This is a genomic window from Bacteroides sp. An279 (assembly GCF_002159615.1).
Taxonomy (GTDB): Bacteria; Bacteroidota; Bacteroidia; order Bacteroidales; family Bacteroidaceae; genus Phocaeicola; species Phocaeicola intestinalis.
In genome coordinates, this window is the sequence record NZ_NFJA01000001.1 from 69,786 (window position 1) to 82,291 (window position 12,506).

7 protein-coding genes, 1 tRNA gene and 3 pseudogenes are annotated in these 12,506 nt (G+C 45.6%); 5 read left to right on the plus strand and 6 right to left on the minus strand.

Going from position 1 to position 12,506, the window contains the following annotated elements; genetic code table 11:
- Window positions 1-18 precede the first annotated feature (18 nt).
- Window positions 19-1,071 (minus strand): annotated as a pseudogene (locus B5F78_RS18005) (ATP-binding protein).
- Window positions 1,072-1,783: 712 nt separating this feature from the next.
- Here B5F78_RS18005 and B5F78_RS00340 point away from each other — a divergent pair.
- From B5F78_RS00340 to B5F78_RS00350, 3 genes and pseudogenes are all read left to right on the plus strand, one after another.
- Complete coding sequence (locus tag B5F78_RS00340; RefSeq protein WP_087247157.1) at window positions 1,784-3,130, plus strand: sigma-54-dependent transcriptional regulator; 1,347 nt, start codon at window positions 1,784-1,786, stop codon at window positions 3,128-3,130.
- 371 nt (window positions 3,131-3,501) lie between these two features.
- A pseudogene (locus B5F78_RS17715) lies at window positions 3,502-3,657 on the plus strand (PD-(D/E)XK nuclease domain-containing protein); the annotation flags it as partial.
- 85 nt (window positions 3,658-3,742) lie between these two features.
- Window positions 3,743-4,645, plus strand: a complete 903-nt coding sequence (locus B5F78_RS00350) for an Rpn family recombination-promoting nuclease/putative transposase (protein WP_087405650.1) — start codon at window positions 3,743-3,745, stop codon at window positions 4,643-4,645.
- 193 nt (window positions 4,646-4,838) lie between these two features.
- On the opposite strand, the gene B5F78_RS00355 is transcribed toward B5F78_RS00350, so the two are convergent.
- The 3 genes from B5F78_RS00355 to B5F78_RS00365 all read right to left on the minus strand — a co-directional run bounded on the left by B5F78_RS00355 (window position 4,839) and on the right by B5F78_RS00365 (window position 7,008).
- The gene (locus B5F78_RS00355) at window positions 4,839-5,510 is read right to left on the minus strand and encodes an RluA family pseudouridine synthase (RefSeq protein WP_022041037.1); all 672 of its coding nucleotides are present in this window, start codon (window positions 5,508-5,510) and stop codon (window positions 4,839-4,841) included.
- Between the two features lie 19 nt (window positions 5,511-5,529).
- Entirely contained in the window at window positions 5,530-6,276 is a 747-nt protein-coding gene (gene fabG, locus B5F78_RS00360; protein ID WP_087207423.1) for a 3-oxoacyl-[acyl-carrier-protein] reductase, read from the minus strand.
- 144 nt (window positions 6,277-6,420) lie between these two features.
- Window positions 6,421-7,008 (minus strand): TetR/AcrR family transcriptional regulator, encoded by a 588-nt coding sequence (locus B5F78_RS00365; protein ID WP_022041035.1) that lies wholly within the window; start codon window positions 7,006-7,008, stop codon window positions 6,421-6,423.
- Between the two features lie 513 nt (window positions 7,009-7,521).
- On the opposite strand from B5F78_RS00365, the gene B5F78_RS00375 reads away from it, so the two are divergent.
- Together B5F78_RS00375 and cysK are read left to right on the plus strand one after the other, a co-directional pair.
- Window positions 7,522-7,597 (plus strand) — tRNA-Met (locus B5F78_RS00375).
- 125 nt (window positions 7,598-7,722) lie between these two features.
- Window positions 7,723-8,643: a cysteine synthase A gene (gene cysK / locus B5F78_RS00380; RefSeq protein ID WP_087405652.1), complete on the plus strand. Its 921-nt coding sequence runs from the start codon at window positions 7,723-7,725 to the stop codon at window positions 8,641-8,643.
- A gap of 86 nt (window positions 8,644-8,729) precedes the next feature.
- On the opposite strand, the gene mutL is transcribed toward cysK, so the two are convergent.
- Together mutL and B5F78_RS00390 are read right to left on the minus strand one after the other, a co-directional pair.
- On the minus strand, window positions 8,730-10,622 hold the full coding sequence (gene mutL / locus B5F78_RS00385) for a DNA mismatch repair endonuclease MutL (protein ID WP_087405653.1): 1,893 nt from the start codon (window positions 10,620-10,622) through the stop codon (window positions 8,730-8,732).
- Between the two features lie 157 nt (window positions 10,623-10,779).
- Window positions 10,780-12,498: pseudogene (locus B5F78_RS00390) on the minus strand (OstA-like protein); the annotation flags it as partial.
- Window positions 12,499-12,506 lie beyond the last annotated feature (8 nt).

Below are 12,506 nucleotides of genomic sequence, written 5' to 3' on the forward strand. Positions count from 1 at the left end.
CTTGAAGACTCAACTTCCTCAAAAGAGCTTCCTCACATCCATCGAAAGGAAATCCTTCGCACCAATACCACCATCACCTACAATAAACGCCGATTGCGGATTGAACAATTTGCGAAATTTATCCACCCCATCTGTCCGTTTCTCCGCATTGCTTTTCACCTCAATGGCCACCACCGAACCTTTCTTGTGCAAAACGAAATCTACTTCATCATCCCGCTCACGCCAATAAAATACTTCAAAACGATGCACGAAAGCTTGACTTACCAGATAGGCACCGATACCCGATTCAAAGATTCATCCCCATGCCTTGCGGTTGAGAATGGCTTGTTCAAAAGTTAACGGGCTATACACCATCTTCAACGCATTGTTATATACCTGTAACTTAGGGATGCTGGCACATCGCCTTGCCATATCCACGCTGAACTTCTAGAGTCCGCAAAGCAATCCGCTTTCATCCAACAGATTGATATAACCCGCTAATGTTACTGTGTTCCCGGCATCTTGAAGCGAACCCAACATTTTGTTCAATGAAAGCAATTCCCCTGAATAAGCCGCCCCCAGCTCGAAGGTCTGGCGAAGTAAGGCAGGCTTGCTAATCGGCGTATCCATCAGAATGTCCTTATTGATGGTAGCTTCGATGATAGCCGACTGGATATATTGGCTGAAGCGGTCTTCGTCGTCTATCAAAGTAGCCGCACCGGGATAGCCTCCATAAAACATATATTGGTCGAGTGAAAAGCCTAAACACTCCTTCATTTCCTGATAACTCCAATGGCTCATGCGTATTTCCTCGAATCGCCCTGCCAATGACTCAGACAATCCTTTTTCCAATAACACACGGCTGCTTCCTAAAAGCAAAACCTTGATGTTACGGTCATGAAATGTATCATCGTCCCACTCTTTTTTCACCACCTCGCTCCAGTCGGCAATCTTCTGTATTTCATCAATCACAAGGATTACGCTCTCCCATCCCCGGCTTTCCTTCAAGCTGCGCACAGCCGCCCAACAATCAGAAATCCAAGCACTGTTCGTAGCCGGAACATTGTCGGCAGAAAAGAATTGGTAAGGCATATCCAAATCTTTAGTTCCTATGTTTGTAATGTGCTAGCAAAATAGCATAAAGCCAAGAGAATTATTAAATTTGTAAATGAAAGAAATAACTTAATAAAACCTATGACTTTATGCAGAAACAAAGTAACACATTAAATTTTGAAGGACAAAATATTTACGTAGGAATTGATGTGCATCTGAAGAGTTGGACAGTAGCATCTTTGTGAAAGTAATCAAGCATTCCTTGTCTAAATCTCTACAAATATTTCTTCCATAATCCCGCAATATTGCTATAATCCACCATTTCTGTTAAAATTCTGTTTCACTCAGAACCTGTTTTGAATTTGCCGCACGATAAATTCAAAACAGGTTCTAAAAGGTTGTTGTTATTTCTTCTTCTCTCAGTGCAGATAACTTCGTCTGGTGTAAGATTAATAATCTTCCGCTTGTAAGATTAATAATCTTGCAGCCTGAAGATTAATAATCTTACAGCGGATGGACCTGTATGCGGTGCGAAAACGAGGCGGATATTATTGACACTAAATTTTCAAAAAACACATTTTAATGCCGCTTAAAGTATAAGTTTTCGAGGCATTTTTGCTTTTGCGATATGACAAACCCTATAACCCGGTAACGAAAAAACAAGCAAAAGACTCTCCACTTTCCGAAAAAATAGTATCTTTGTCACAAGATCAAGGTATCTTTATTTTTCACAAAAAGCAAACTATAATCTATGGCATCGTCTATACTGATAGTGGAAGATGATTTGGTTTTTTCAACCATGATGAAAACATGGCTGACGAAAAAGGGATTCGAAGTAGACACGGCAAGTACCAATGCACGGGCACGGAAGCTGCTTGCCGAACACAGGTATGACCTGATTCTGTCCGACCTGAGACTACCCGACCAAGACGGCATCCACCTGCTGGCATGGCTGCGGAACCGGTCTTGCCATACCCCCCTCATCATCATGACCAGCTATGCGGAAATACAAAGTGCCGTAGAGGCCATGAAGCAAGGAGCAAGCGACTACATCGCCAAACCCGTACAACCCGACGAACTGCTGAAGAAAATAAAAGAAGCTGTCGAAAATGCGGAAGCGCCTGCCGCCCCGGGAAGTGAAAAAACGGCTCCACCTGTCACACAAAACTTCCTGGAAGGGGAAAGCGAAGCGGCACACCAACTGTTCAACTATGTACGCCTGGTAGCTCCCACGCAAATGTCGGTGCTGATAAACGGCGCAAGCGGAACGGGCAAAGAATACGTGGCACACCGCATCCACGAACTGAGCAAACGTAACGGCAAACCGTTTATCGCCATTGATTGCGGCTCAATCCCCAAAGACCTGGCAGCATCAGAGTTTTTCGGACACGTAAAAGGCTCATTTACAGGCGCACTGACCGACAAGGCGGGTGCTTTCGAAGAAGCAAACGGAGGCACACTCTTTCTGGACGAAATAGGAAACCTGAGCTACGAAGTACAAATACAGTTGCTGCGTGCCCTGCAAGAACGGCGCATCCGCCGCATCGGTTCGACCAAAGAAATCGAAGTGGACGTACGCCTTATCTGTGCCACCAACGAAAACCTGAAAGAGGGCATTGCCAAAGGGACTTTCCGCGAAGACCTGTACCACCGCATCAATGAGTTTACCCTACGCATGCCCGACCTGAAAGAACGCCGGGAAGACATCCTGCTCTTTGCCAATTTCTTCCTCGACCAGGCAAACCGCGAACTGGAACGCAACCTAACCGGATTTGACGCGGCGGCAAGCGAAGCACTCCAACGCTATCCGTGGCCAGGCAACCTGCGCCAGCTGAAAAACGTAGTAAAACGTGCCACACTGCTGGCACAAGGCAACTTCATCACTCCACTGGAACTGGGGGAAGACATACTGAATCCGCCGGCAGAAACCAACGACACACCATTCAGCCTGCACAATGGGGAACAGGAAAAACAGCGCATCCTGCACGCCCTGCAACGTACCGGAAACAACAAAAGCAAGGCGGCACAACTGCTGGGCATAGACCGGAAAACGTTATACAACAAAATGAAACTGTATAACATGATGAATAATGAATGAACTTGAAGCCCGCATATGTGTGGAATAATTCCACAATATTGTGACAGATTTCCACACATTCCCCACATCCCTCTTCAAGCCCAATCCGGGCACAAGGCTCATTATCAGCATCCTGGGAAAGTCCAACGGACCTGGCACGGCATTTGCCCTACATTGGGTGTAAGAGAGAATTGAAACAAGAAAAAATTAAAGGAAACTGGACTAAACAAAGGCTAAACTATTACCCAACCCCATAAATAAAACAAGTCAAAAATTAGTATTTCAACATACTATCTTTTGATAAAATGAAGATGCCTATGTGTTAATAAGGAAAGAGGATGCTGTGAAGCATCCTCTTTTTGCTTTCTTGTGTAGCCTGCGTCCGATGATAGCTTCAGACTTTCCTTTCCACCATGCCTTATACCGACAATACCGATTACGAAGGGTATTACCAACAAGTGCTTTACATCATCTTCACCTTGACGGGATATTATGTAGACGTAGAAGCGCACACCTCGAAAGGACGGATAGACGTGGTAATGCGCACCGCACATATAAATTATTCCTGCCCCAAAGGATTGCCATACCGGCAAAGATTTATTAACTTTGCATCAAACCCTATAAACAACACCCATGAGATACTTAGACCCTAAGGCCGACCTGACTTTCAAGAAAGTATTCGGCGAACATCCCGACCTGGTCATCAGCCTGCTCAACGCATTGCTGCCTTTCGATAAGCCTGAAGAAGAAATAAAGGAAATCGAATACCTGACTCCGGAACTGGTGCCGGAGACACCGCTGAAGAAAAACAGCATCGTAGACGTGTGCTGCAAAGACAAAGCGGGCAGGCAATTCTTGGTGGAGATGCAGATGCTTTGGTCGACCGCCTTTATGCAACGCGTGCTCTTCAACGCCTCGAAAGCATACGTGCGCCAGCTGGGAGGAAGGGAAAGCAAATACGAACTGCTACAGCCCGTCTATTCACTCAACCTGGTAAACGATATTTTCCTGCCGGATGTACCGGACGCTTACCACGACTATCAAATCGTTCAAGTGGAGCATACAGACAAGGTCATCGAAGGACTGAGGTTTATCTTCGTGGAGCTTCCCAAATTCAAGCCACAAAATTTCAAAGGCAAGAAAATGGCGGTGCTCTGGCTGCGCTACCTCACGGAAATAAACGAACAAACCCGCCAAGCCCCCAAAGAACTGCTGGAAAATCCGGAAATCAGCAAAGCCGTAACAGAAATCGAAGAATCCGCCTTCAGCGATGCGCAACTCTGGTGGTACGATGACTTCTGGGATGCCGTACGGGTAGAGAACACCCTGATAAGCGATGCTTTGCGGGAAGGTATGGAAAAAGGCATGGAAAAAGGAATGGAGAAAGGAATAGAGAAAGGCAGACAAGAAGGAATGCAAGAAGGCATAAAACAGAGTAACATCCAAAATGCACGCGGCATGAAAGCAGAAGGCATTCCAACTGAAATCATAGCTAAAATAACAGGTCTCACACCTGATGAAATTGCAAAGCTATAAAAGAAAAAGAAGAAGCGAGACTTATCTGGATAATTCACACTGAGACAAGCCTCGCTTCTTTTATCTATACCATACGCACTTGGGACCTTACATCTATTTCATGCGAAGCATTACAACAAAAGAGTTATTTCAATGATTCAAAAGGAGTAATAATATAGAAGCATAGGCTTCTACCCCCTTTAACACCTTATAATTATAATCCCTGAAAGGCTTTCCACAGATTGCCGTCGGGCACGGGAGCCGTAACCACTATCTGCTCTTTCGACACCGGATGAACAAAACATACCTTTCGGGCATGAAGGCAAATACTTCCGTCGGGATTGGAGCGCGGAAAACCATACTTCAAGTCACCCTTTATCGGGCATCCTATTTTTGCCAACTGACACCTTATCTGATGATGACGTCCTGTCTTCAGGTCAACTTCCAGCAGGTAATAATTTTCCGAATGCCCGATAAGGCGGTAATGAAGTACCGCCTTTTTCGAGCCATTCACCTCTTTATCATAAGCATACGACTTGTTCTGTTTTTCGTTGCGCACCAGATAATGCACCAATTCACCTTCTTCGACCTGAGGACATGTCTTGACAACTGCCCAGTAAGTTTTTTTCACCTCACCTTTGCGGAACATCTCATTCAGACGCGCCAATGCCTTACTGGTCTTGGCAAAGACCACCAATCCGCTCACAGGACGATCCAGCCGATGTGTCACTCCCAAGAAAACATTGCCGGGCTTGGCATATTTCTCCTTGAGGTATTGCTTTACCGTCTCCGACAGAGGCACATCCCCCGTTTTGTCGCCCTGCACGATTTCAGAAGCAGTCTTATTGACGATAATGAGATGATTATCTTCGTACACTACGGTCATACACTCGGTCGGGGCAACATTACATGTTCATACCGCCATCTACCTGAATCACCTGACCCGATACGTACGACGACATATCCGATGCCAGGAACAAAGCGATGTTTGCCACATCCTCGGGCGTACCGCCACGGCGCAACGGAATGCGTTTGTTCCATTCTGCCTTTACTTCATCTGACAATTGTGCAGTCATATCGGTGATGATGAAGCCCGGAGCAATGGCATTGGCACGGATGCCACGCGAACCCAATTCCTGAGCAATAGACTTGGCAAGACCAATCAAGCCAGCCTTCGAAGCTGAATAATTACATTGTCCGGCATTGCCATGTACACCTACCACCGAAGCCATATTGATGATATTACCACTACGCTGGCGCATCATAATCGGCGTGCAGGCATGAATGAAATTGAAAGCCGATTTCAAGTTGACGTTAATAACAGCGTCCCATTGCCCTTCGCTCATACGCATCATCAGACCGTCTTTGGTAATACCGGCATTGTTAACCAAAATATCAATAGAACCGAAGTCGGCGTGAATTTGCTCTACCACCTTGGCGGTATCTTCGAAATTGGCAGCATTCGAGGCATAGCCTTTTGCCTTGACTCCCAAAGCGGCAATTTCGGCTTCGGTCTTCTTTCCATTTTCATCAATAACCAAATCTGTAAATGCGATGTTTGCTCCTTCAGAAGCAAATTTCAATGCAATTGCCTTACCGATACCGCGTGCAGCACCGGTAATGATAGCTGTTTTTCCTGTTAATAATCCCATAATCTTTAAGTTATTTAGTTTTTTGGTTTGTAAGTTTGTTAGTTTATAAGTTTTTTCAAGTTAAACGTAGTTACTTGAAGGACAATAATCCTGCTGCTGAAACCGATGCTAAAAGTATTGACATCTAACTCCTCATTGGCATTTTTACAATTTTCTTCCCAATGCCCCGTAGACAATCTTTGCTACGTAACGCCAGCCGATTTCATCGTCAAGGTCTTCGCCTATCTGACCGCGTATGTAGGGCACCTCAATCCCTTTTATGCAATAATGCAGAATGTCGGCAGTTATCTCCACATTGTCGATATCAAACAGTCCCTGCTCTTTTCCTTCCTTCAGCACAGTACGGAAAAGCTTCATTTCATTGGCATCAAAATGCTTGCGCATTGCTTCCACACGCCAGATATCGCGAAAGAAATTGGCACGCAGCGTACCGTTGCGATATACCGCCAGCTTGACAATATCCAAATGGGTGGAAATAAGTTGAAGAATCTTTTCATCAGGAGGAATATCTTTCTGGGCAACTTTCTCCATCGTATCGGAAAGCATTTCCAACTCCGACTTGACTACAGCCATATAAATCTGCTCCTTATTTTTAAAATAAGTATACAGCGTACGGCGTCCCTTTTTCGAAGCCACGGCAATATCGTTCATTGTCGTAGCATCCACTCCTTTCTTGGCAAAAAGCTGTCGGGCTACGTCTACTAATTTTGCTCGGGTCTTCAGTACGGTCATCGTTAATCCTTAAAATTGCACAATATCTATATAACGTGAGCAAAAGTACAGTTTTTCTTCCGACTACACAAATTTTTTTTATTGTCTTTTTGGAGTTAAAAGAAGTCAGAAGGAACCAGAGGGAAAATAAAAATGCAGACATGCATATTGTCTTTTTATAGTCCTCGAAAACAATTCGCAAAATTAACCTGGGCAAAGAAACTGTTTTGAATTTATCGTGTGCTGGTTTGGAATGAGTTTTTGAGGCATTTCCGTTTGTGTGATGAGAAAGATAGCGGACTATCTGACGAAGGACAGAAGCGGAAAGGACAAAAAAAACCGCCCAAAGCACACACGAAAACGAATACATCAAACCAAGAAAAACTTTTTGGAGAAATTCAAAACAGTTAAACAAGCTCCATATAAAATCTGCTGCAAATCCGAAGAACAAGCGAAAAAAATCTGCAAATCATTTGCATATTTAAAAAAAAGTCTCTACCTTTGCACTCGATTTAAGAAAACAATGATTAACATCGCGGAGTGGAGCAGTTGGTAGCTCGTTGGGCTCATAACCCAAAGGTCGTCTGTTCGAGTCAGGCCTCCGCAACCAGAAGCAGGAGAGGAACGGAAGTTTCTCTTTTTTGTTTTATACGGATATAGGAATATGCCTGAAGAAACAAAAACCCCTCTTTCCCTACTGCTTCCCTACCGAAGTCTAATTTTCAACTGAACACTATGGCACGTATCTACAACCAACTGACCGAACTTATCGGCAACACCCCTCTTCTAAAGCTGAACCGATTAGGAAACGCACATCATGTCCAAGCCTCCATTATGGCAAAACTGGAATACTTCAATCCGGGTGGAAGTGTGAAAGACCGCGCCGCGCTTGCCATGATAGAAGATGCCGAACAGAAAGGGCTTATCGCATCTGGAGCCACCCTCATCGAACCGACCAGCGGAAACACTGGTATCGGAATGGCATGGATAGCCAATATCAAAGGGTATAAAACCATCCTCACCATGCCCGAAACTATGAGCGTGGAACGACGGATGCTACTGAAAACAATGGGAGCACAACTGGTACTCACACCGGGAGCAGAGGGCATGAGCGGAGCCATCCGAAAAGCAGAAGAACTGCACCGTGAACTACCTAATTCTATTATCTTAAAGCAATTTGAGAACCCTGCCAACCCACTTGCCCACCTGCATACAACGGCTGAAGAAATATGGCAGGATACCGATGGAAAAGTGGACGTGTTTATAGCCGGGGCAGGAACTGGAGGCACGATAAGCGGAGTAGGAAAAGGACTGAAAACCCATAATCCCCACATCGAAATCATCGCCGTAGAGCCAGACAGTTCGGCTGTATTATCGGGAGAAAAAGCCGGAAGCCACCGCATTCAGGGCATCGGTGCCGGATTTGTCCCGAAAAACTATTATCCGGAAACAGTAGACCACATTATCCGCATCAAGGATGATGACGCCTTTCGTATCGAAAAAGAACTTGTCATAACCGAAGGTCTGCTGACAGGTATCTCATCTGGAGCCGCCGTATGCGCTGCCCTTCAGCTTGCTGTACAACCGGCTTATACCGGTAAAAACATTGTGGTGCTTCTACCTGACACAGGAGAAAGATATCTTTCCACCTTTTAAGAGCCTGTTAGTTAGAAGGAGTTAAAAGCCTATTGGTTTTCAACTCCTTTTAACTCTGTGAAATAACTCCTTCTAACTCCTTAGTCTTAAAAAAGCTTCTCTATATCTTCCTCTTTCAGCACAGCCAGTACGGTCTTGCCATCGGGAGTATAATTAGGGGTAGGAACGGCAAAAAGTTCGTCCACCAGATTATTCATCTCTTCTGCCGTCAAGACTTGTCCCGGCACAATGGCCGAAGCTTTTGCCAGCGATAAGGCCAGCGCCTGCTGTATTTCTTCTTTCACGTCCTTACCTTTCTCCATCGCAGTCTGAACCAAGTCGGTCACCAACCGCTCTGGATTCAGTCCTTCGATGCCTGCGGGTACACCATTGATGGCATACGAGCCTCCACCCAAATTGCTCAAATCGAATCCCAAAGCTTTCAAATCGTCCATAATCGTTTCCAACACCGGTATTTCGGAGACAGAGAAATGTACCATCTCAGGGAATAACATGCGTTGTGATACGTGCCGCTTGTCGGCTATCTGCTTCATATAACGGTCGAACAAGATGCGGATGTGCGCCCGTTGCTGGTCGATAATCATCAGCCCCGATTTTACGGAAGTCAGTATATAACATCCTTTATACTGGTAATGCTGTGTAACGCTCTCTTTCACGGTTGCTTCGGGATGTGCATCGTAGAGTGTAGGAGAAGCCGGCTGTATTTCTTCCGTATGCCAGCTATCCTCAGAAGCGGGTGTTTCCGCTTCAAGCTGCCAGGCATTGCTTTTCCGCTCCAGTCCCTCGAACAAAGGCTCCCATTGCGTATGCTTCTGGCGAGAGGAAGAAGGAGAATACGAAGAGGGAGGAGCCGTTGAAGTCTTTACATCAAACGGATTGTAAGAAGGATCATACGATAGTGACGGCTGCACAACCCCAGCTTGCTGGTCGGGCTCAAATGCCGGAATATCGGGCATCCCTTCGGTATCGAAATCAATGGAAGGAACAGCATTGAAACGTCCCAGTGTCTCTTTCACCGCCGCCGAAAGGATTTGCCAGATAGCCTGTTCGTTTTCAAACTTGATTTCAGTCTTGGTAGGATGGATATTGACGTCAATATTGGCCGGTTCCACCTCAAAATAAATGAAATAAGATACTTGTTCGCCCACGGGTATCAAGTGTTCGTAAGCATCCACCAATGCTTTATGAAAATAAGGGTGGCGCATAAAACGTCCGTTGACAAAGAAGAACTGGCGGGCGCCTTTCTTACGTGCTGTTTCAGGCTTACCGATAAACCCGTGTATTTGCACCATACTGGTAGTAACGTCAAGCGAAAGCAATTCCTGATTCAGTTTTTTGCCAAACACGCCCATAATGCGCTGGCGCAAAGGCAAGACAGGGAGATTCAACATTTCCGTGCCGTTATGATGCAAAGTGAACGAAATGTCAGGATTCACCAACACGATGCGTTCGAACTCGGTCAGGATATTACTCAGTTCTGTCTGGTTCGACTTTAAGAATTTGCGCCGTGCCGGCACGTTGTAAAAAAGATTCTTCACACTGAAATTACTTCCGCAAGGACACGCCACTGCTTCCTGCCCTTCTACTTTCGAACCGGAAATAGTCAGCAGTGTTCCCAGCACGTCCCCTTCCTGACATGTACGCAATTCCACCTGTGCCACTGCAGCAATAGACGCCAAGGCTTCTCCTCTGAATCCCATTGTGTGGAGGGCAAACAAGTCGGATGCCTCACGAATCTTCGATGTCGCATGCCGCTCGAATGCCAGCCGCGCATCTGTTTCCGACATTCCTTTCCCGTCATCAATTACCTGTATACACGTTTTTCCAGCATCCGTTATCAGCACATCTATATGATGCGCACCTGCATCCACTGCATTCTCCACCAATTCCTTTACCACGGATGCAGGACGCTGTATCACTTCGCCCGCCGCAATCTGATTAGCTACGGAATCGGGCAACAAACGTATCACATCGCTCATATATTCTATACTCCTAAAGAAATTTCATCTGTCAACTATCTGGTATGGAAGAATCGGCTTCCTCCACATTCTCCTTTTCCTGGTTTCCAGCCTCTGTATTTCCGGCATCACTTTCCGACGGAGCCTTTTCTTCCACTTTCTTTTCAGGTTGGGCCAACTTGTCAAACAAGTGCTGGTTCGGAAGTTCTATCGGGCCACGTACATTCTTCTTCAACTGATCTTCTGCTTTCTTGGCACGCCAGTTGAAAATATCCTCCTTATTCAACGGACGGATGTAATCGAACCACACAAAGTTCTCCAATTTGTCTTTCCCTTTCGGAATCATCAACATCGGATACAAAGTACCGTTCGACTGGGGGCTCATTACCATCCGTTCCAATTTCTGGTGCTCCAGATAGATTTCCAGTTTACTCGTCTCAGACACATTCATACCAATCAGCGTACTGTCCGAATCCATCGGATAATAGACCAGGCGTACCGAGCCGATAACTTCAGTCTTATGCATTTCCCCATCGCGGAAATAGGCTTTCATCTCCTTTCCCGTCACCTGATTATACATTGTCGAATCCAATTCTTCTACCGACAATGCCTGATTGATGATATGAGCCCAGTCAATGGTGCTGTCATTCATATAAATGCATATCTTCTCTCCTACCAGTTGTTGATTCTTGTTCCACAAAATAGGATCCTGGTACATTGTCAGACAACTGTCTTTGGTAGAGAATACCAGCGAATCTGCGACTCCCTGCACATCCGTACGATAGAAACGCACCTTATGAAAAGCCTGCATCTCCCTGAACATCGTATCCGTATCCAGATGGAAAGTGCGCATCATCAGCGTATCACCGTGAAGAAACAAACTGTCCCCCTGCGAATAATCAATCCCCACCGCCTTATCGGTAGCAAAGGCAAACTTGGTCTTCTCATTATAAAAGCCATATTCGCCGGTCATCATATTCTTGTTGATGGTATCGGTCATCACCATGTTGCGGAATGCTTCGCCCGTTCCTGCATCACGGTCATAATACAAGGTATCACCAGTCAGCTGTTTCCCGTCATTGGTCAGAATCGAGCGGTTGTACAAATAGGCTTTTCCGGTCATCGTATTATATGTACCCAGCTCGGAATAAATATGGTTATTGTCACTGTCTATATCCGACGGCCCCACGATGTTGGCTATCTTCGTCAGCGTATTATATTCCAGCGTATCCGAAGTCAGCGTAAACTGCGGGTTAACCAGCTGTACGTTATAATTGAACACCGATTGCTTCGTACTGGGATTGTATTCACCCCATTCCGAAGTCAAGACGTTCTGTTCGTCCATCAGTGTTCCTCCGTCAAAAAAATAGCCGAGATTGTACACACGGTCATAGTTCAGACTATCAGTCAGCAACGTAGTATTCTTATTCTCCATCCGTACGTTCATACGTACTTCAGCAATCTGCGTATTCCCGTCATAAAACAATCTGTCTCCATACAGAAAAAGCGTATCTCCCTGATTCATCTTGACATTGCTGAAGGCTTCAAACGAACTTATCTTGTCATAATAATAAGCACTGTCGCAATACATATACACACTATCGTGCCGGAAAACGACATTGCCCACCACGACCTGTGCATCAGGATGACGGGAATCTTTCCGCAACAAGTCCGAATGTATCAGATAAACCTTGCTCTTGGGTTGCTGTTTCTTGGGAGCTGTCTGTTTCTGAGGCATTTGCCGCTTTTGCGCCACCGAATCCTCCTGCGTCCCGGCTATCTGCGAACGGAGCGGTTTCTGCGCCAAAAGACAAAAGCCGAAAAGGCATAGGACACTCACCAAAAGCGCCCTATGCCCGTTTATCCTATATTTCCTGTTCTTTTCTTTTTGCATCATAACTTTTT

What these genes read in the sequence shown, in the direction of transcription:
- B5F78_RS00365 (WP_022041035.1), bottom strand. Translation starts at nt 7,008, where the DNA reads ATGACCGTACTGAAGACCCGAGCAAAATTAGTAGACGTAGCCCGACAG.
- cysK (WP_087405652.1), top strand. Translation starts at nt 7,723, where the DNA reads ATGGCACGTATCTACAACCAACTGACCGAACTTATCGGCAACACCCCT.
- B5F78_RS00355 (WP_022041037.1), bottom strand. Translation starts at nt 5,510, where the DNA reads ATGACCGTAGTGTACGAAGATAATCATCTCATTATCGTCAATAAGACT.
- fabG (WP_087207423.1), bottom strand. Translation starts at nt 6,276, where the DNA reads ATGGGATTATTAACAGGAAAAACAGCTATCATTACCGGTGCTGCACGC.
- mutL (WP_087405653.1), bottom strand. Translation starts at nt 10,622, where the DNA reads ATGAGCGATGTGATACGTTTGTTGCCCGATTCCGTAGCTAATCAGATT.
- B5F78_RS00350 (WP_087405650.1), top strand. Translation starts at nt 3,743, where the DNA reads ATGAGATACTTAGACCCTAAGGCCGACCTGACTTTCAAGAAAGTATTC.
- B5F78_RS00340 (WP_087247157.1), top strand. Translation starts at nt 1,784, where the DNA reads ATGGCATCGTCTATACTGATAGTGGAAGATGATTTGGTTTTTTCAACC.